The following is a 19,379-nucleotide window of genomic DNA, read 5'->3' as shown; positions in this document are numbered from 1 at the left end:
TGCTTCGTGACCTGGCTGCGGGCGGAGATGTGTGCCCCTCAAAGGATATGGATGATGGATGATGGACTTCAATGACTTTTTCCAAAAAGTAACCGGCTTCCAGCCCTACAAATGGCAGGAGGTAGTCGCCCGCGATGGGCTGCCCGATGTACTTCCCATTCCGACGGGACTTGGGAAAACGGAGATCGTGCTTGCGTGGGCGTGGCGACGGTGGTTTGCCAACAAAGAGTAAGAGCCGCTGCACCTTGTCTACTGTCTCCCCACGCGTAGCCTTGTCACCCAAACCGTGCAACGGTTGAAGACGTACTTTAGCAAGAATCCCTGTATCAACGCCGAAGTATATCAACTCATGGGCGGCTCCATTGATGATGAATGGGCCAAACGCCCTGATAGCCCATGGGTGCTCGTCGGCACGCAGGACCAATTGCTTTCACGCGCTCTGAACCGCGGCTATGCGATGAGCCGCTTCGATTGGCCGGTTCACTTCGGGCTTCTCAACAACGACTGCCGATGGATTATCGACGAAGTCCAACTCATGGGGCCGGGGCTATGGACGACAGCGCAGCTCGACTGGATGCGGCGTAAACGTTTTCCATCCTTGAAACCGTGCCTGACAACGTGGATGAGCGCCACTGTGGACACATCGTTCCTCAATACTACGGATAGAGCACGTGATAAACTCGCCGGTCCATCGACCGAGCAGACATCTCTCGAAGACAAACTCAAAGTCGCGCTGGGAGACGACGAACTACTCCAGTGGTGGAGAGAAGCGAAGCGCCCGCTCGCGTGGTGGCAACCAACCGGTAAAAGCAAGAAGAGCAGCACAGCAAAGGCGGCTGCAGCGACGTCCGTCACGCCGGACGCCATCGCCGCCTCCGTGCAGGCGGAGCATGTGCCGGGTACGCTCACACTCGTCATTTGCAATACGGTCGATATGGCACGCTCCGTGTTCCAGGCATTGTCGTCGATCGAGCACAAAGTGCTCCTCACGTCGAGATTCCGAAGCGAGGACCGTACACGTCACGAGCAACGTCTCCTCGACTTCGACGCCCGACGCAAGGCGGGCAAGCTTCCGAAGGACGATCCCGGTCTCATCTGCGTGAGTACGCAGGTCATCGAAGCAGGCATAGATATTTCGGCGCATCGTCTGTTCACCGAACTCGCGCCGTGGCCATCCATGCTGCAGCGCCTGGGTCGATTGAATCGAAAGGGCAACGATCAGGACGCTCAGGCTTGGGTCTGGGAGACGCCGAAGGAAGGCGGAAACAAGAAGGTCGAGCGCATCGGGCCGTACGAAGCCACAGATATCGATCGCGCTAAGAATCTCGTCGATGATTTCATCCCTCTCTCTCAAAGAGAGGCGTTCTCGGACGCCATCGCTCGGCTGAGCACGAATAAGCAGAAGGAAGTGACCAAGGCACTCCAACCAATGCCGAGCCCGCTGCCTCGCGCGCTTGATGTCCATGGGCTTTTCTCCACTGAGCGTGACGTCCACGGTGGATTCACCGACATCAGCGCTTTCGTGCGCGGCACCGATCCCGACCTCGATGTGACGGTGTTCTGGCGTGACTGGCCCGGCGACAGCCCGCCGCGCGGCGAGGATCTCGACGGCCCGTTGCTGCAGCCCACGAAAGAGTTTTGCCCGGTTTCCTTCACGCGCGTCCAGGAAATGCTCGAGAAGTCCAATGCCAAGGCGTGGCTGTGGGACGAGGAGGCGGAGTGTTGGGAACAAGTGAGCCCGCGGGACATCCGCCCAGGCATGCTTGTGATGCTCAAGCGCGATGTTGGCGGCTACAAAGAAACGGAAGGATGGACGGGCGATACGTCGGACGTGCTCCCCGAAGTACCGCGCGCCGGGCGCGGAGAAGCCCTGCGCGACGATGCGTGGACCGAAATCGGCTATTGGTCGAAGCTCGAAAACCACCTCGCGGACGCGAGCCGGGAGGCCGAGAACCTGTGCAACGCGCTCTCGCTCACGGGTGACCTGCAGCGTGCCGTCGTCGAAGCAGCGGGCCTGCACGATCTCGGCAAGGCGCATCCGCAGTGGCAAGGTGCGTTGCCCGACCGGTCCGGCATCCCCGGTGCGCTGCTCGCGAAAAGCCCGCGGGTCGTCGCTGCCGATGTGATGGGGGATCCAAGCGCTGTCCGCGCAGAGTTCGCCAAACTGCGGCCAGAAGCGTATTCGCTTCCGGATGAAGCCCGTCAGCGCGGTCGTGAGAATGTCGTTCGTCTGCGGTGGGCTGTCGACAGCAAGCTCAGCGAAACCGAACTGAAGTCTCTGCGCGCTGTCTCCGGTGTTCGCTGGGTAGGCCATCTTCAGTTCCGTCCCGGGCTTCGCCACGAAGCCGCCTCCGCTCTAGCGATGTGGCACAAGTACCAGAACAGCGCGACGAAACCGTATCCGGCGCTCGCAGTCTACCTGGCGGCCGCGCACCACGGAAAGGTGCGCACGGTGATGCGCTCAACGACGGACGAAGGCGATGACGCCTTCGGCGTACGGAGCGAGCCAAATGAACTCGTCATCGGCAATGATCACTGGCCGCTCGACTTCACGATCGCCAAAGACGGCGCTGCGGGATGGTGGGAGAGTGACGCGTTCGTGATGACCGGGCCAGGCTGGACCGGCCTTGTTGCCGATCTGCTCGGCCCGTGGCGGCCGGAAGAGACGAGCGAAGCCGGCGCGGTGCCAGAGGAAGAACCGCGGCATCTCGGCCCCTTCGCCCTCGCGTATCTGGAAGCACTCGTGCGCATCGCGGACTGGCGGGCGAGTGAGTGCCCGAGTGCGAGCATGAAACCAAGCGATGTGCGAGGTGATCGTCCCATCGATAAGGGAGCAACGCTATGAGTGACCCTACTACCCAACGAGTCCATATCGAGTTCTTGCGTGTGCAAACGTGGCTCTTCTCCGTGCCTCGATTGCGGGCGATGGTTGGTGCCAACGCGCTGCTGGGTGAGACGCTGCGCGTCGCGCTGCCGAACCTGGCACGCAAGACGGGTCGCGGCTGGCAGCTTGCTCGCCAACACGAGGGGTACCCCCGCGCCGACGAGAGCGACCCGCTCAATGAGCATGACGATCCCGCCGCTTACGCGCGGGAGGGCATCCTCTCACGCGACGGCGGGCACTTCGAGGCGCACTTCGTGAGTGGTGCGGAGGCGTTCTGCGACGCTGCCGCACAACTTCTTCGCGCGAAGCTCTCCGGGCTTCGATTCCAAATCTCGATAGACGGGAAGCTGCTCTCGAAGAGCGGCGTTCACCTCTCGACCGAGCTGCCCGTGCTTGCGCCTTGCGAATGGACCGGGCGCGGGCTCGCCTCGGCCATCGTCGAGCAGGGCAACGACCGCCCTGCTGTCTCGCTCGATGTCGCCCGGCGGCACGAGGCCGCGAAGCGCGCAGCAGACTGGAAGACGAAGGACATCGCGACTCTGTTGAGCGCGAAGACGAAGCTCAAGACGCTGGACCGTCCGCAAGAACTGCAGGAGCTTGTAGGCAACGGCTACCTCGCGCTGATCCACGCCGACGGCAACGGCGTGGGCAGCGGCCTCGGCACGGGCATGTCGGACAGCGCACGCGCCGCATTTTTTCACCGGAACCGCGTGCTCCTCCGGCGCGCCCTACAGAAGGCCATCGACGCCCATTGCCCCGACCAGGGCCAGGCGCCCCTCGTCCCGCTGATGCTCGGCGGCGACGACCTCTTGCTCGTGGCGCGCGCCGAGACCGCGCTGCCCTTCGTCGTGTGTCTCTGTGAAGCGCTCGACGCCCTGCAGCAGCATGACGACGGCTTCAAACTGACGCTCGGCATCGGCGTCGTCACCGCCAAGCACACCATCCCCATCCACCGGCTGCACGAGGTCGCCGAACGCCTCGCGAGCTCCGCGAAGCGCCGTTACCGTGGGCTCGATGCCGACAAGAAGTGCTCCGTGGTCGACTGGGCCGTGTTCACGACCGCGTGGGTCGATGACCCTGACGAGGTCCGTCGGCGCGACTGGCTGCGTGGCGGCAAGAGTGAGCTGTGCGTGCTCTCGCAGCGGCCCCTCGATGTGCTTGGCCAAGGACTGGACTCGCTGCAAGGGCTCGTGAAAGGTGCGAAGAAGATTGAGCACGCCCCACGCTCGCAGTTTCGCTACCTGGCCGATCAGCTTCCACGCGGGCGCGCGCTCGCGGAGCTCGCCTTCGCCGAGCTGTCACCAGCGGCGAAGGAGGCACTCGCCGAGGCCGGCGTGACGCAGCCCTGGCGCCGCGCGGGTGGCGCATGGATCACCCCGTTGCTCGATCTGGTCGAGGTCGCCGAGATCGGTCGGCTCGGTCGCCGCGCCGATCCGAGGGACGTCGCGAACGCGGCCACCGAAAAGGAGGTTGCACATGTCTGAACCGTGGGTCCGTCAGACGCTCACCGCCGAACTCCTCTCGGACGCGCACCTGGGCTCGGGCTCCGGTGGCGGCGGCATCGACGCCCTCGTCGCGCGCGATCGGCACGGTCGCCCCGTCATCTGGGCCTCGCACGTCGAAGGCGTGCTGCGCGATGCGGCGCGGCGCCTCCGTGGCGACCCCGAGGCGGAGGCGTTCTTCGGCCGTGGCTGCGGCGACGATGCACGAGGCGATCGCCAGCACGCGGTCTTCACCTCGCTTTACACGAACAACAACCCCGAGAGCCACATCTGGCGAGCGACGGCGCGCGCGTCCTTCGACAACCGGGCGCCGAAGGACGACACGCTGCGCGTCATCGAGTACGTGCCGAAAGGGACGCAGTTCGTCGGCGAGGTCGAGTTGCCCGCGAGCCAGCAGGAGACGCTGAAGCGGCTGGTGCAGGAGGTCGATGCCCTCGGCACTGGCCGCTCCACCGGCGCGGGACGGGTGAAGCTCACGCTGTCCGATGCCGCGAGCCCAGCAAGAAAAGTCGGGACGGCCACGGGCCGCCTCGTGCTGCTGCTGAAAAACCGCGACCCGCTCTGCATCACCGCCACGGCGACGCCGGACAACCTCATTCCCAGCCTCGCCTTCGTGCCGGGCCGCACGCTGCTCGGCGCCATCGCCGCGTGGCTGATCGCCGAAGACGATCGCGAGGCGGCCTCGCTGCTCACATCGGGGAAGATCTCAGTGAGCGACGCCCTGCCGCTGCCGCACGCGCCGTCGAAGCTCGACGACGTCGAGGTATTGCCCGCGCCGCTCTCGCTCCAGAGCGAGAAGCCGACGGGCTCGGCCGGTGATGTGCCCTGGTGGGCGCTGCCGAGCGCACCGACGAAGCGGCTCGATGCGTGGCAACATCAGGGCGACGGCAAGCCGAAGCTGAAGCGCCCCGAGGACGACCTCTTCGTGTTCCGCGAGAGTGCGAACGCAGCGTGGACGACCTTCCGCCCCGCGCGTCGGGTGCGGCTGCGCAACGGCAGGCCCGATCCCAGGCAGGCCGACGCCTCGCTCTTCGCGATCGAACAGATCGTCGAGGAGACGCACTTTCTTGCAGAGCTGCGCGGCCCGGCGGAGCACATGAAGCAGCTCGCCGAGAAGCTTGCCGCTGTGCTCGAAGGCAGACGCTGGCTGCGCGTGGGCCGCGCAGGTGCACCCGTCGAAGTAGCCGCCAGTGCCTGGTGTGGCGAAGCACGCATTGCCGAGGTAAAAACGAACGCCGAGGCGCTGCTCATTCTCACGTCGGACCTTTTGGTGCGCGATGAGCTCCTGCGCTGGTGCACCGCGCTCGACGCACCGGCGCTCAAAGCCTTGCTCGGTGACGATGTTCACGTGCACAAGTCGCTGCAGGACAGCGTGATGGTCCACGGCTTCAACGGTACCTCGCGGCTCTGGCGCATGCCCGCCGCGGCGATTCGGCGCGGGTCGGTGTTCGCCATCTCGGGCGCAGGCGTGCCGAGACTCGTCGAACGCGCGGCGCAGGGCCAATGGCTCGGCGAGCGCACGCACGAGGGTTTCGGGCGCTTCCGCATCGATACCTCGCTGCCGGGCATCACCAACAACGCCGTGACGAGCACGCCGCCGAAGCCGCCCGCCGACGTGCCCGAAGAAGCCATCGCGGCGACGACGCAGCAGTGGTTCAAGGCGCACCGATCGCTTGCCGAGCCTGGCGGCGCGAGCGACCGCAAACCGAGCCTCTCGCAGTGGCTTGACCTGGTCGGCGAGCTGGAGCGCGGCGACCACAATGCACTTTCGAGCCGCCTCGACCCGAAGACCGCGGGCGGCAGGAGCTGGAAGCACAAGGACGCGAGGGCGGTGCTGGACAAACTGAGCCGAGTCCAAGCGTCCGAAAGAAGCCTCTACGCGCGCTTCTTCGTGCGGTGGTTGCGGGCCGAGGCGCGCGAGAAGACTCAGGGGGCACTATGACCACGAAGCTCACGCTGTTTACCGCCACACTCGTGCAGGACTCGGCGCTTTCGGTGTCTGGCCTCGATCGCGAGACCAGCGCCGACCAGCCTTTCGCGCTCGTTGACGGCGTGCCGACGCTCGTCGGACGTGGGCTCAAGGGCGCGGCCGTCGCGATGGCCCGCCGCTTCTTCGACCCGCTGCAGCGCGCCGTCTCGGACGACATCCAACACGGCGCGCTGCGCCGTTCGGCCTGGGAGTTTGCCGATGCGACGACGACAAGCGTGCCGGGCGTTCGCGCAGGTGTGGGCATTCGCCACAGGACCGGCGCACGCGCGGGCGGCGTGCTGTATGACCGCGAGGTCATGCCGGCGGGAACGAAATGGGAGCTCAGCTTTCGCGTCGATCGCTCCTTCGCGCTCGATGACGAAGAGTTCACAGAGGCCGAAGGCATCCTCGGTTACGTGCTCGCCGAGCACTGGGCCAAGGGGCGCTGCTGGCTTGGCGGGGGTGTTGCGCGCGGGCTCGGCTGGTGCCACATTGAGGACTTGAAGGTCTATCGTCTCGACGCGGAAGCCTATGAAGCGTGGGTCGTTTCCGGCCGCAAGACGCTGCCCGCGCCGCTGGCAGCCGTGCCCACCGTCACGCCGACGCGCTCGTGGTGCTTTCGGACGCTCGATGTGGACATTGCCTTTGGAGAATATAAGCCTGATCCAGACGATGCGGCGTGGGGGCTCGACATGTTCGCCGTTAGTTCGCACGACATGGAACGCGCGCTACAGCCCGCAGGGGATGGCGAGTGGGCCAGACCCGCGTGGGCGACGAACGCGGCCATGCCTGACGCGCTGAGCACCGACCGCGCGCTGCTGATGGATGGGCCTCGGCCGCTGCTCCCCGGTGCGAGCGTGCGCGGGCCGCTGCGTCACGCCTTCTCACGCCTGGAACGCGCAGCCGGCCGTGACGTGCAGGACCCGCATCTTGTCCAAGGAGACGTCGGTCAGGACGACCCCGCCGGGAAAGTGTTCGGCACCGTCAGCACAAGCAGTCGCATCCTGATCCGCGACGCACGCGCCGAAAAAGAGTGGGCGGCGGCGAAGCTGCACATGCACGCGGAGGACGAGTTTTCCGCAGGCTCCTACGGCAGCGCCAAGCGCGACGCGGTGCGGCTGCTCAAGGGCGTGTTCCCCGTGCGCATCGTCGTCGAAGGGGCGACACCGGAGGAAGTGGAACCGCTCGTCAAGCTCATCGACCGTCAGGTCGAGCTCGGCGCGCGCGGCCACTTGCCGATCGGCGGTCACAAGACGCGCGGTGCCGGGTGGGGACACTGGCAGGCAAGGCCGTGGGTCGTCGATGACGTGACGAAGGCGCGGGACTGGTCACCAGCGGAGGAGCCCGAAGAACACAAGACGGACGGATCACGCTCGGAGCGCAGATTCATCGATCGCCCCGCCGACACCGATGCGTGGGTGCGAACGAAGACAGGTGCGGTCACCGAACCGCTCACGCTTGGAGCAGCCGCGAAGCTTGCGAAGGGAGCGCTCGGCGGTCAGCTCGTCGCGTGGTGGTGCGATCCGACCATCGATCTCGCTTTGCCGAAGCCGCCCGAGACGTTCGGACGTACGTGGCCAGGCGATGAAAACCAACTCCAGGTCGACGAGGTTGCCTTTTACGCCGAGCGCGCGGTCTGGCGCGCCGTGCGCACGGCGAGCGGCGCGCGCTTCGTACTCATCGAAGAGCTCGACGTTGAGGCAGAAGACGCGAAGCAGGCGCGCGTGATCTACACGCCCGCGCGGTTGCACGGATTCCGGCGGTTTTCGTCCGTGAACACCGGGCAAGCCGCTTTACTTTTGCGCGAGTGGCACGTGGGTGGTGATGTGCTCGGATTCACAATCGACGAGGTGCAGTAGGCATGCCAGAAAAACCCGACAAACCGCACCGTATTCGTGTTCGCACGCTCGACGGCAACCCGCGCGACCAGAGTGCGCTCAACAAACTGAGAAGCAACCAACTCGGGATGCCGCATCTCGACATCATCGCTACCAATGTCGCCGCTGAGTTCATTATCTGTGCATCGAAGGATGCGCACATCGAACAGGTGCGCGCGAAGCTTCAATCCGCCGGGCTCGAAGTCATCGAAGGTGGTGATACAGCCGTCGCAGCACCTGCCGCACCGAAACCTGCGCCGCAGCAGCCTCGGGAGGGCAGATACCAGCAGCAGCGAGGGAGCCATCCACAGCGGAGCCGTGAGCAGCAACGCCCACGACAGGGGCCGCAACAAGGCTCAGTGAGCACAGCGCAACCGCTCCCCGGCAAGCCCTATGGCTTCGTCTCGCTCCCGAAGGACTTCGTCACCGCTCCGCCCATCTGGCACGACGGCACGAGCAGCGCGGGCCGCCTTTCGGGTGAGATCCGCTTCGAGCTCGAGACGCTGACGCCGCTGCTCGTCGGCTGGGAACGGGGTCAAGTCGGAGATAACGAAAGCGACTGGCCGGTTCCCACGCATCTCGATGGCGTTGGACAGTTGGCCAACCACAAGTCGGTGCTCTGCCCGCTGCGCGCACCGTGGGGCAAGCGGCCCGTCATCATCCCCGGCGATTCACTGAAGGGACTCTTGCGCCATGAGCTCGGCGCGCTGCTCGGCGCTCCGATGGAACACGTCGCGGAGCGCTCGTACTCCTATCGACCGAACGCGCTTTTCCCGAACCAGCCGAACCCGAGGCTCATTGCGCGTATTGCGCGCGTGCCGCACGACGGGGTCGTGATGAAAGCGCTCGACGAAAACACGCAGGTTCGCGTACCGACCAAACTCGAACTACTTTCGACCGAGCTCCGCTACGACAAGAGGGGAAAATTACACACCAACTACTACCGCTTTGACGATGTGAGCGGCGCCACCTACCGAGGCGGACAGGGCGCGGGCGAGAAGCTCAACTCCAAGCGAAACCTCCACAAGAAGCTTACGGTGAATCCGAGTCCGCCGACCGAGACGGCTACGCTCTCGCCGGCGGTTCAAGATGGCTACCTCGCGACGATTCGTCACCTCATCAACGAGGCGAGCGGACACTTCAGTGAGCGCCATCCCGATGTGCCCAAGGTCGTTACCGGCGATGCGGCCCGATCACGCATCCTGAAAGCCGCGCAAGAAGAGGTCTTCCAGCCCGGCGATCTCATCTGGGTCGAGTGGGACACGGAGAAGAAGTGCATCGTCTCGCTCGGCTGGCACTACTACTACCGATGGGCCTACACCGATACCGTTCGCAAGACGGGAGGCAAGCTCGAACGGCATGGCCTCTTCCCGCTTGAGGCCGAACGCAGCCTCGATGGAAACAAGGGGGACAAGCACCGACCGCCCAAGGAGCTGTCATGGGTACGGCGGCTCTTCGGTTACACGGGCGACAACGAAGGCAGCGCGGGCATCGGCACGGGCGACCACGCGCAGTTCATGGGCCGCGTTTTTGTTAACGCGGCGCTGGAAGTGGTCGGCGAGAACGACTCCGACGACGGTCGCTTCCTGAAGCCGACCTTCCTCAAGGAACTCGGCATGCCCAGGCCAAGTGCGGTCGAGCACTACCTGAAGCAGCCGTACCATCCGCGCCCGCGGCCCTCGGACAACGCCACACTCGTGACCTACGGTGACGCCGCCGGCTACGACACGCCCGGCGAGCTCGCAGGCCGCAAGTTCTATCTCGACCGCAAAGACGCGTATGGACCGGACGGGAAAGGGCTTGTGCCAGGACCGGCCGCTGATCACTCCGACGCGAATCGGCAGAACGACCGCAGCACGCTCGCGCTCGAGGCATCGAAGCCGGGGCGAAAGTTCCGCTTCACTGTGCGTTTCCGCGACCTCGACCCGACCGAACTGGCCGCGATTCTCGTGGCATTGTGCCCAGACCAGTTCAAGGGTGTGCTCGGCGGCACGCACCAAGACGGCTACTGCTCGAAGCTCGGCTACGCGCGCCCGCTCGGCTGGGGCAGCGTGCACATCGAGGCCAAGCAACTCCTGTTGCTCGACGAAGCTAGTGAAGTGCCGACCTTGAAGCCCGAAGCGAACCTCTCGGACTGGGCGGCGAAGCACCACCGGAAAACCGCAACGCAGGACGAGTGGCTCGCCATCCACCGGCGCAACCACCCGGACGCCGCCGACTACCCGCGAGCCGCGGGTAACGAGAACATCTACACGTACCACACGCGATTGCGCGCCGAGCACTCGCGTAACCGGCGATACAAAATGAGAACACTACTCATCATGACAACAGGCCAGACCGACGTGCAGTTCGTCAAAGACGGCCAGCGCCACAAGCTCGACGGCAAGACTTGCGGTACCTTGCACGACGCCATCAAGGAGCGCTCGTGGACCGTGGTGGATACACCGCCGAGCCGGAGTGGAGACCCCATCAACGAGTTGCCCGATGGCGACCTTGTACTCTGCACGCCGAAGCTCGACGCCGTCCTCGCGCATATCGCGCCCAACCTGCCCACTTCGGTACTGATCCTGGAAACCCAGCGCGAGTATCCATCGGATCCACGTCACACCGGGGAGTTCATGGAACGCCGCCTTCGCGATCGCGGCGTAGAGCACGTGACGCGTTTAGCGTTTCTTACAGACAAAGAACACCTCGAAGACACGTCGAACGATTTCGATGCGGTCGTTCGGCGTTCGGTCGTGGCGACGCTTTCGGATGCCATTGCCGATGCGACTGCTGGTCTGGAGAAAGGCGACCGCGTGTTCGTGGCAACAACGGGCGGTTTAGCAGCCGCCAACGAGCTCATCAACGAACTGGTGCGTCTGCACTGCATCGGCGGGCCGACGGCCGCCGTGCTCGAAGTGCCCGATGGGAAAAACGGCGAGAAGGACGACCGCGCTGTCGAGGAGAAGTTCCACCCGGCGGCGGGCTACCGCGCCCGCTGGCACGCCCTCTCGCTCGTCGAGAAGGGGAACCTCCTCGGCGCGTGGGGTGCTGTCAGCCACCTTGAAGGCACGCCCGGTCAGGAATGGACGCAGGTCATCAAATGGCTTTCGCAGTTTGCATCGTCGTTGCCGTTCGAGCCCCCATTGCCGCAGGACTCGGGCCTTGCCGTTCTCGGCCACCGGCGCATGGCGGTGCGAGCGGCGTTGCGTGTCGAGCTGGCACTCCGCGCGGGCGACATTCCACGGGCGGTTCATGGCACCGTCGCATTTTTCGAGTCCGCGCTCTGGGATCATTTGCTCGAACACTTCGAGCGCGATCCGAACGACGCTCGTTTTTTGAAACTGAAAGCTGGTGCGGTCGCTCCGACCGGCACGCTCCTTCGTGATGGGGACAATGACGACCTGAATTGCCCGTTCGAGCAAAAGTCACGCTCCGACGGTCAGGCGTGGTACTGGTTCCACGAGAGCGGTGCCGGTCGGTTCGCCCGTGACTATGTGAAGAGCGATCCGCTCAAGAAACTGACCGATGCCATAAATCAGGTGAAGGCCCTCCGCAACGACGTCGCCCACAACGAGCCTACACCCACGCTGATGGAGAATGCGCGTACTCGCATGCAGAAGGCCAAGCTGTGGTCGGACACCGACCAGTTCCTGAGCCAGCCCCTGGTCCAGGACGTTCTGAGGGAGTTGGGCGAGGAAAATTCCCAGGATCTGCTCGCGAACCTCTTGGCTGAGATTCGACTCCGGCTCCGTGCTCCATCGGCGGAGGACAGCCGAAGGGGCCGTGCATGGTCGTCGGAGGTATGCGATGACCGCTGAGCTTCGCCTCCCAGTACTGGCACTGCCCGGCCTGTCGCCCGACAGCCTCGGCAACTACCTCGCCTCCCTTGGTCTCTTGCGCGTGCTGTCCCGAAGGTGGCCCGGCACGCGCATCGCGTGGCGAGGCGAAGTGCTGCAGGTAGTCGGCGGTCCGACGACGCTTGATGAACTGCTCGACGAGTTAGTGCGAGTCGCGACTAACCGCGCGTGGACGCCGTACGGTCGTGAGTGGAAGGACGCCCAGGCAGCGAGCAGCAAACTCGCGCAGAGTCAGAATCCCAAGGTCAAGGCAACAAGCGGAGTGCCCTTCGCCCTCTGGCAGGCTCAAGCTGAGGAGCAGGTCCTCGATGGGTTTGCCGCCCATGTCGTGCCGCATGGCGCGGGACGCTCAATGAATCCCATTCTTGGCAAAGCAGGAAAGATCGGTCAGCGGGACTTCGCGGAGGGATGGAAGCGCGCTACCGACTTGCTTGCACCACCGAAGCCATCAAAGCCAGGCAAGAACGAGATGCCAGCCAAGAAGGCAGCCCGCGAAAATTTGGATTCCGAATCGGCCATTAACGAGAGGCTGCGGAAGCGCGGTGAACTGGAGGCACTTCTTCAGGGCGCTCCTCTCTCGTGGTTGAAGAAAGACCTGAACGCCGCTTCGTGGTTCAGCCATGCCAACAAGCAGTACAACAATGGGCAGAGGGCCTACCGTGACGGCTTCTTGTCCCCGTGGCTGATGGTTTTGGCCTGCGAAGGCATTGTGTTCTTGTCTGGCGGTCCGTCACGCCGACTCGGAGCGAGGAAAGGTGTCGGCGCTTTCCCTTTTGTCACGCGCGGCGCCGCTGCAAGCTCCAGTGGACAAGCGAACCGAGATAGCGCTGAGTTTTGGGCACCCATTTGGACGCGTCCGATGACGGTTCCCGAGGCCAGGACCCTTTTTCGCCGTGGTCGTGCGGAGCTTGGGGATCGGGCAGCGCAGACACCGGCGGCGTTCGCGAGCGCTGTCCTCCAACGCGGAGTAGACGCCGGTGTGGCAGAGTTCCGCCGTTTCGTTCTCGGATGGACAACCGCACCCGATTATGTAGAACCTCGTTTCGAAGGTACGGTCGCAAGCCCGACTGAGGGCTCGGCGGACGCGTCAGCGCTGGCTAGAACGCTAGATCGCGTTACCGCTTTGATCGAGCAGCGAGGCTTTCCACAAGATGGCAAACGCTTCGTGGGCCTTCGTGGGCCCATCGAGGCCGCACTTCTCGACGTCGCGGCCCGGCCCAATAGCCCGGAAGCGGGCATCGCCCTGCTCGACGCGGTGGTCCGCGCGCTCGATCGCATCGACCGCAACCGAAGTTTTCGCGAGGGCAAGGTCCGCTGGGAGCCGCTGCCGCTCGCGTGGCTGCCTTCGCTGTTTGCTGATGAACAGCCGGGTGTCGAAGCACGGCTCGCTCTGGCACTCGTGTCGGCTTTTCCAACGAGTCTGCCGTTTGCGGCATTCCGCTTTGGCGTGGAGTGGGCCCGCGAGCAGAACGGCAAGTACGAGTACGACTGGACGACCCAGCCAAGATGGTTCGAGCACTCCAAGGTCGCTCCAGCGCGTTGGGTATGGAGGCCAGGGGAACTTACGCGGGTGCTCGCCGAGGTTCTGTGGCGTCGGCTCCTGGAAGAAGCCCGACGCGATACGACTGCGACGCAGCGACCCCGAGGCCGTGCGCCCCTTCCAGCGACGGCGGCTCAGATTCGACAGTGGCTTGCCGGTGATCTCGACGAGTCACTGTTATCGGCCTGGCTTTCGAGGCTTGCGCTTTTCGACTGGAGAAAGGTTCCGCCAGAGGTTGGCGCGCTCGTGTCCAGGCATGACAGCACGCACGCCATTGATGGCGAGATGGCCTTGCTCGGGCTCCTTCAGCCGCTCATCGACCGGCGCCCCTTGATTATCCGGGATCTGTCTCCGGACGATCTGCTCGCGGAGGAGACAGGCGCCCGGACTACAGAGACCGCTCGCTCGCTCGTCGCGCTCATCCGCGCTGGCAACTTCGACGGTGTGTTCAGGATCGCGACCAGCCGCTACGCAATGGCCGGCGCGAGGATCGCTACGTTTGATGTATCATTCGCTATGCACCACCCCGACCGACTCGCTGCGGCCCTATTGATCCCGCTTTCAAATCGCGAACGAACTACCCTGTTCACCCGCTGGCTTCGTCCCCGACGCCGGCCACAAGGAGGAAAAGCACATGAATGAAGCACCAAAGAAGGAACTCACGCCAGCTGACGTCCTGCAAGGCGAATCGCCGCTCGTCCTGACCGCGACACTGGAGCCCATCGGTAGCGACCGGTTCCAACCCGCCGGATTCCCGGAGATTGGCCACGTCATCTACAAGGCCCCGCGCAAGGACGGCAGCACCGAAAACGTCTGCATCGTCGACAGCGCGGCGAGCATGGCCAACCACCTCGAGTCAGTGTGTATGCGCGGCGCGCATGATCTCGACCTCGTCGATGAGCTGAGCGGGATGCCCTACCTTCGCTGCGTCACGGGCGATCTCGTCGATGGCAAGCTCACCAGCGACAAACGCGAGACGGTCGTTACCAGCCTTACTGAGGGGCACCGCATTGCCTCAACCTACTTTCTCGGGGCTCGCAACAAGAAGTCTGGTAAGTGGGATGACAAGGGCGGCCAGCGCGTAGGCGACGATGGCGTTGTCAGCGAGATCAGCTTTGGCGATGAACTGGCTGCCGACGGAAAGTTCAGCATTAGACCAACGCCTGAAAGCAAGGCAGCCCATCCCCCAGCCGAGAAATGGTGGAACGTGTTCAAAACCATCTTCGAGCTTGACCCGAACTCACTCGTCCACGGCGTTCTGTTCCCGCAGTGGCAGATCAAGATCCCGCGTGCGCTCACGGCGCACCTCGAAGCCTTCGGTGCCGGTCGTGTGGATCGCTCGGGCGTGAAGTTCGATCGGCTCGGCAAAACGACATCCGGGCAGCCGATCTTTGCGGTCGATGATGCGACCGCCGAGTCCATCCGCGCAACGTTCGTGCTTGACGTCAGCCTCATCCGCTCTTTTGGGCGCATAAAGGATGGGAAAGTGCTCGGCCTCTCGGAAAAGCAGCAGGAATTCCTCATTGCGCTGGCGCTGTGGAAGGTCCGGAAGCTTCTTGAGCGGCCCTTCCGCTTCCGCTCCGGTTGCCACCTCCGATGTACCTCGCTCAAGAGCGACACACAGGACGTCGAGATTGAGGTTGATATCCAGGCGGCCATCCAGGCGGCAGGGTTTCCCGAACAGCCCATCACGGACGTCTTCTGGCCGCGAGAGGAATTGTACCGAGAAGGTCAGGCTGACACCGAGAAGACCGACGACCGCGAGGAATCAGAGGAGGTCGAGGAATGACCGTTGTCGTCCTCTGCCAGGAATTCCCGCTGGGACGCTTCCACGCCACGCCGTGGCGCGTGAACCCTTTCGACGATCCTCACGGCGAATGGCCGCCCAGCCCGTGGCGCCTGGTGCGCGCCGTGACCGCGCGCTGGTACCAGTGGGCGCGCGAAGCGAAAGGCAAGCTCGATCTCTCGCAGCTTGAAAAGCTGCAGAGAGCGCTCTGCAAGAGCACCTACGCGTTCCATCTGCCGCCCCAGGCGCGGAGGGGCACTCCACTGCGGCAGTACCACCCGACCGAATTCGGTTGGCGGCCGCCAGGCACAAATAAGGCCGGAATGCGTAGCTACGGCACCAGCCTCGTGCAGGACAACTACTGGTGCGCCCCGCCCGACTCGCCCGTCTGGTGGTTCATCGAGGGCGATGACTGGGACGACGAGCTGAAAGCGGTGCTCGCCCGGTGTCTCGAGCGCACGACCTACTTCGGGCGTGCCGAAGCATTTACGCGTATTCGCGTGGTCGGGTTGGGGGACGAGATGCCGCAGCCCAATTGCACACTCGCTAACAGGCGCTCCGCGGGCGCGGTACCTGTGCTGGTCCCGCTCAAGGAAGCCACCCGCGAAGACATCGAGCGCACGACCGACAATCCCGATGCCGTGAGACGAACACCCCCTCCCGGCGCGCAGTGGCTTTACGCAGTGCGGCCCGAGCGGCCTGCCGCCCGCGAGCGCCGGCGCCTGCCGCAGCCTCGACCTGACTGCCACCTGATGCAATTCGCCATCGGCTGGAACGTGACTCCGGAACGTCGTGCCATCGTCCGGATCACGTCACGGTTTCGAGGAGCCGTGATCCGCGAATTGCTTCGCCTCAAGACCGCTGGCGCGTCGATATCCTGGAGACAGGCCAGCCGCGACGTACGCGCGGCAATGGCCGACATGATCGGGAAAGACGCTGACGGCAATCCTTTCGCTGGGCCGCGTCGGCACACCGAATTCTTCGTGTGGTGCGAAGACAATCAACCCACGCGCCTGCTCGTGTGGCGTGGTGCGCGCGCATTCGATACCGATGAGCAAGAGGCGATTCTGCTCGCAGCCGCGCGTGACCTGTCGTGGGCAGCGCCAGGGCAAGACTCCGACCAATGGAAGGTACGGCTCGTGCCGCTCGATGGGGCGGTTCCACCACCCCCAGGATTCGGAGGTGCATCCTCGGTGGTCTGGGAATCGGTGACGCCATACGTCCCGCCGCGCCACCACCTTCGCGGCGGCAAAGAGCGCGAGGGCGAGTCCATAGCTGAACAGATCCGGCGCGAAGTCCAACAGCGGGAGATTGCGCACCATGTGGAGGTCGAGCTCGTGGGCCCGCCCCAGTGGGTGTCTGTGCACGTGCCTCGCAGCGAGGCGAGCAAGCGTGCATTCATTGGCGACCGCCGGGGTCAGATGGTCCGCTTGCGCTTCACCGAGGCAGTCGTTGGTCCCATCCGCCTTGGGCACTCGAGCAGCTTTGGCTTAGGGCTTTTCCGCCCAATTCCAGAGCTACCACAAACCTAAAACCGCTCTCCACCACGAGGTGCCATGGCCGCTGCCATATCCCCCGTCATGACCCCGGAGCTCCTGCCTGTCCGCATGCTGAACGAGTTCGTCTACTGCCCGCGGCTGGCATACCTGGAATGGGTGCACGCAGAGTGGGCGGACTCGGCAGACACTGTGGAAGGCCGCATCGTCCACCGCCGCGTGGATCAGAAACGCGGCGAACTTCCCCAAGACACCAGCGCCGATGCGGACGAAACGATCCATGCCCGCTCCCTGACCTTGGCTTCGGAAACCCTGGGCATCATCGCCCGCCTGGACCTGGTGGAGGCCCAGGGCCAAGAGGCCACCCCTGTGGATTACAAGCGGGGAAAACGTCCCCACGTGCCCCGGGGCGCCTACGATCCCGAACGCGTTCAGCTGTGCGCCCAGGGGCTCCTCTTGCAGGAGCACGGCTACCAATGCCAGCGGGGGATCCTCTATTACGCCGGCTCCCGGGAGCGGGTGTGGGTGGAGCTGGACGACGACCTCGTCAGGCAAACCCAAGCGGCAATCCAGGGGCTCCGCGAGCTCAGCGCATCCGAAACTCCCCCGCCGCCCCTGGAAGACAGTCCCAAATGCCCGCGGTGCTCCCTGGTGGGCATTTGTCTGCCTGACGAGGTACGCTTCCTCACCACAGGCGGAAAGCCGCCGCGGCCGATCTTCCCCGCCAACCCGTCGGCCCTTCCCGTGTACGTGCAGTCTCCCCGGGCGTGGCTGCGCAAGGACGGGGAACGCATCATCGTGGAAGAAGACAAAAAGACCGTGGCCGAGATCCGCCTGGGGGAAGTCTCGCACGTGGTGCTCTTTGGCGCCTCGGCCATGTCCACCCCACTGCTCCACGAGCTCATGCGGCGGGAAATTCCGGTTTCATGGCACACCTATGGCGGGTGGTTCGTGGGCCACACCTCAGGGCTTGGACACCGCAACGCCGCCGTGCGCGCCGCGCAGTACCGCGCAAGTTTCGACCCCGCCACATGCCTCTGCCTGGCGCGGAGCCTGGTGGCTGCAAAAATCGCCAATTGCCGCACCTTGCTGCGCCGCAATTGGCGGGCGGACGACGATGCCGATGGCCCCGCCCAAGCTGTGGCTTCCCTGCGCAACGACATCCAGGCCGCCCAACGGGCCCGAAGTCTCGAGGCCCTTCGCGGCATCGAGGGCACCGCAGCGAGCACCTATTTCCAGCACTTCTCTCGCATGCTCCGCAAAGACGCCCTCACCCCGCCGTTCGATTTCTCCGGCCGCAACCGCCGTCCACCTCGCGACCCGGTCAATGCGCTGCTCTCCTTTGCGTATGCCATGCTGACCCGCCAATGGCACATCACCCTCGCTGCCGTAGGCCTCGACCCCTACCGCGGCTTCTACCACCAGCCGCGGTTCGGCAAGCCCGCCCTGGCCCTGGACATGATGGAGCCCATGCGTCCCCTCATCGCAGACTCCGCCACCATCACCGCCCTCAACACCGGCGAGGTGCAGGCCAAAGACTTCCTGTTTTCCGCCAGCGGATGCGCCCTGACAGAAAGCGGCCGAAAAAGCTTTATCGCCACATTCGAACGCCGGCTCTCCCAAGAGGTCACCCATCCTCTCTTCGGCTACCGCATCAGCTACCGGCGGCTTTTGGAGGTTCAAGCCCGACTCCTCATCCGCTTTCTCACCGGCGAAATCCCCAACTACCCCGAGTTTCGTACGAGGTAGATATGGAACACTTTTTCATCGTGACCTACGATGTGGCCAACCCCAAACGCTGGCGACGGGTCTTCCGCCTCATGAACGGATACGGAGAGTGGCTCCAGCTTTCGGTCTTCCAATGCCGACTTTCCCGTACCCGAGCCATCCAGATGCGCGCCGACCTCCAGCAAGCCATCCGTGCCGACGAAGACCACGTCCTGGTCATCGACCTCGGCCCTGCTGACGGCATCCGCAGCCAGGTGAGCAGCATTGGCAAAACATTCGAGCCCATTGAGCGGAAACCCACCATCATATAGCTGCCTCCAGGCTGCGAGGGCTAAGGTGCCTGGCGTTACGCCAAGGGGCGCTCGCACAAAAAAGATCTTTGAAAATTCAATAGTTGAAAATTCATTGCTTTTTCCGGCTGTAAACAGCCAATGAAAATGTCACCTTTTTGGGACGGTTTGGGACAATAAAAATGTCATGGTTTCCACCAATGGTTGTTGTTCCCCTACCAAGTCCCCGGAGTTGTCTCCTGGGGGTTATGAATCGCCCTCGCTATGGGTTCACGAGGGTGAAGATACCAGTGCCATGAGGATTCTGCCGCAGGGGAGGTCTGCTCCCGTTCCTGGGCCCCTCTTGCCAACGATTTTTCCTCAGAAGCCGGTTCTTCCGAAGATTTTCCCGTGACAACGGGGACAAGGACAAAGGCCTCTCCGTCCGCCAGCGCCATGAGCTCGTCATCAAGCTTTTCGACCACG

At 64.1% G+C, this 19,379-nt stretch carries 11 protein-coding genes; all 11 read left to right on the top strand.

Annotated features, from left to right (window positions below; translation table 11 throughout):
* Positions 1 to 58 precede the first annotated feature (58 nt).
* The 11 genes from BR00_RS07380 to cas2 are packed head-to-tail and all read left to right on the top strand — an operon-like array spanning position 59 to position 18,935.
* Entirely contained in the window at positions 59 to 232 is a 174-nt protein-coding gene (locus BR00_RS07380; protein WP_496476949.1) for a hypothetical protein, read from the top strand.
* Between the two features lie 6 nt (positions 233 to 238).
* Complete coding sequence (cas3g, locus tag BR00_RS07375) at positions 239 to 2,845, top strand: type I-G CRISPR-associated helicase/endonuclease Cas3g (protein ID WP_496477164.1); 2,607 nt, start codon at positions 239 to 241, stop codon at positions 2,843 to 2,845.
* Positions 2,842 to 4,368 (top strand): Cas10/Cmr2 second palm domain-containing protein, encoded by a 1,527-nt coding sequence (locus BR00_RS07370; protein ID WP_496476948.1) that lies wholly within the window; start codon positions 2,842 to 2,844, stop codon positions 4,366 to 4,368. The genes cas3g and BR00_RS07370 overlap by 4 nt, the downstream gene beginning before the upstream one ends.
* Positions 4,361 to 6,328, top strand: a complete 1,968-nt coding sequence (locus BR00_RS07365; protein ID WP_496476947.1) for an RAMP superfamily CRISPR-associated protein — start codon at positions 4,361 to 4,363, stop codon at positions 6,326 to 6,328. Before BR00_RS07370 ends, BR00_RS07365 begins: the two co-directional genes overlap by 8 nt.
* Positions 6,325 to 8,214, top strand: coding sequence for a hypothetical protein (locus BR00_RS07360; protein ID WP_496476946.1), 1,890 nt, complete (start codon positions 6,325 to 6,327; stop codon positions 8,212 to 8,214). Before BR00_RS07365 ends, BR00_RS07360 begins: the two co-directional genes overlap by 4 nt.
* Before the next feature lie 2 nt (positions 8,215 to 8,216).
* Positions 8,217 to 12,035 carry a TIGR03986 family type III CRISPR-associated RAMP protein gene (locus tag BR00_RS07355; RefSeq protein ID WP_496476945.1) on the top strand — a complete coding sequence of 1,273 codons (3,819 nt, stop codon included), beginning with the start codon at positions 8,217 to 8,219 and terminating at the stop codon, positions 12,033 to 12,035.
* Positions 12,025 to 14,256, top strand: a complete 2,232-nt coding sequence (gene cas8g1, locus BR00_RS07350; RefSeq protein ID WP_496476944.1) for a type I-G CRISPR-associated protein Cas8g1/Csx17 — start codon at positions 12,025 to 12,027, stop codon at positions 14,254 to 14,256. Before BR00_RS07355 ends, cas8g1 begins: the two co-directional genes overlap by 11 nt.
* Positions 14,249 to 15,403: a type I-G CRISPR-associated protein Cas7 gene (locus BR00_RS07345; protein ID WP_496476943.1), complete on the top strand. Its 1,155-nt coding sequence runs from the start codon at positions 14,249 to 14,251 to the stop codon at positions 15,401 to 15,403. Before cas8g1 ends, BR00_RS07345 begins: the two co-directional genes overlap by 8 nt.
* Positions 15,400 to 16,932, top strand: coding sequence for a type I-G CRISPR-associated protein Csb2 (gene csb2, locus BR00_RS07340; RefSeq protein WP_496476942.1), 1,533 nt, complete (start codon positions 15,400 to 15,402; stop codon positions 16,930 to 16,932). The genes BR00_RS07345 and csb2 overlap by 4 nt, the downstream gene beginning before the upstream one ends.
* Before the next feature lie 24 nt (positions 16,933 to 16,956).
* On the top strand, positions 16,957 to 18,645 hold the full coding sequence (gene cas4g/cas1g / locus BR00_RS07335; RefSeq protein ID WP_496476941.1) for a CRISPR-associated endonuclease Cas4g/Cas1g: 1,689 nt from the start codon (positions 16,957 to 16,959) through the stop codon (positions 18,643 to 18,645).
* A gap of 2 nt (positions 18,646 to 18,647) precedes the next feature.
* Positions 18,648 to 18,935 (top strand): CRISPR-associated endonuclease Cas2, encoded by a 288-nt coding sequence (cas2, locus tag BR00_RS07330; protein WP_496476940.1) that lies wholly within the window; start codon positions 18,648 to 18,650, stop codon positions 18,933 to 18,935.
* The last annotated feature ends 444 nt before the right edge of the window (positions 18,936 to 19,379 follow it).

It is taken from the genome of Thermodesulfomicrobium thermophilum DSM 16697 (assembly GCF_059568695.1).
The sequence above is the reverse complement of the archived record's forward strand: the minus strand, read 5'-3'. Positions and strand labels throughout refer to the sequence as shown.

Excerpts from the sequence above, each read along its gene's own strand:
- BR00_RS07380 (WP_496476949.1), top strand. The coding sequence starts at position 59 with ATGATGGACTTCAATGACTTTTTCCAAAAAGTAACCGGCTTCCAGCCC.
- BR00_RS07370 (WP_496476948.1), top strand. The coding sequence starts at position 2,842 with ATGAGTGACCCTACTACCCAACGAGTCCATATCGAGTTCTTGCGTGTG.
- BR00_RS07365 (WP_496476947.1), top strand. The coding sequence starts at position 4,361 with ATGTCTGAACCGTGGGTCCGTCAGACGCTCACCGCCGAACTCCTCTCG.
- BR00_RS07360 (WP_496476946.1), top strand. The coding sequence starts at position 6,325 with ATGACCACGAAGCTCACGCTGTTTACCGCCACACTCGTGCAGGACTCG.
- BR00_RS07355 (WP_496476945.1), top strand. The coding sequence starts at position 8,217 with ATGCCAGAAAAACCCGACAAACCGCACCGTATTCGTGTTCGCACGCTC.
- cas8g1 (WP_496476944.1), top strand. The coding sequence starts at position 12,025 with ATGACCGCTGAGCTTCGCCTCCCAGTACTGGCACTGCCCGGCCTGTCG.
- BR00_RS07345 (WP_496476943.1), top strand. The coding sequence starts at position 14,249 with ATGAATGAAGCACCAAAGAAGGAACTCACGCCAGCTGACGTCCTGCAA.
- csb2 (WP_496476942.1), top strand. The coding sequence starts at position 15,400 with ATGACCGTTGTCGTCCTCTGCCAGGAATTCCCGCTGGGACGCTTCCAC.
- cas4g/cas1g (WP_496476941.1), top strand. The coding sequence starts at position 16,957 with ATGGCCGCTGCCATATCCCCCGTCATGACCCCGGAGCTCCTGCCTGTC.
- cas2 (WP_496476940.1), top strand. The coding sequence starts at position 18,648 with ATGGAACACTTTTTCATCGTGACCTACGATGTGGCCAACCCCAAACGC.